The sequence below is a fragment of the Alcanivorax sp. HI0044 genome (assembly GCF_001634945.1).
This window is the reverse complement of the sequence record NZ_LWEZ01000120.1, coordinates 1-704: the sequence shown is the minus strand read 5'-3', so window position 1 is coordinate 704 and position 704 is coordinate 1. Positions and strand designations below refer to the sequence as shown.

At 53.7% G+C, this 704-nt stretch carries 1 protein-coding gene; it reads left to right on the top strand.

The features are described 5' to 3' along the window. Positions 1-291 precede the first annotated feature (291 nt). The coding region (locus A3730_RS01490; RefSeq protein WP_156500772.1) for an NAD(P)-binding protein at positions 292-704 on the top strand (413 nt) is incomplete at its 3' end.

Sequence of the window (704 nt, the reverse complement as noted above, 5' to 3'; positions counted from 1 at the left end):
TTACATGATTCAAGCCTTCAAACAGGACTGCCTGGAGCAGAACGCTGGCCGTTACTGATCAAGGTGGCCTTGTTTGGCGGAGCGGCTAACGCCAGTGTTTATGCCGGTTGCGCCTCGCTTTCGTCCGTAGCGGCAGTTTTTCCGGGCTCCAGAGCCAATTAACGGCCCGTTTTGGCCTTTTCTCATCCCCTCCAGTACGGCTATTCTGTCATCCATTGAACCGTGCCATTGAGCAATGTCAATGTTTGCACTGCGAGGATCTGGCAGCCTGAATGGCTGGAGGTAAAGAATATGTCCAATAAACACGTTGATGTACTGATTGTTGGCGCCGGCCTTTCCGGTATTGGTGCCGCTTGCCATTTGACCCGCAAGGCGCCGAATCGCACTTACGCGATTCTCGAACGCCGTGAACGTATCGGCGGGACCTGGGATCTTTTCAAATACCCGGGCATTCGTTCTGATTCCGACATGTTCACCCTGGGCTACAGCTTTCGCCCCTGGACCGAGCCCAAGGTGCTGGCCGATGGCAACTCTATTCGCCAGTACGTGGAAGACACGGCGGAAGAGTACGGCGTCAAAAAACATATCCGTTTTGGCCGCAAGGTAATCAAGGCGAACTGGTCCAGTGCTGACAATCATTGGGCGGTGGAAACCACCAACGAAAAAACCGGCGAACAGGAAACCTATACCGCTAACTTCCTGTT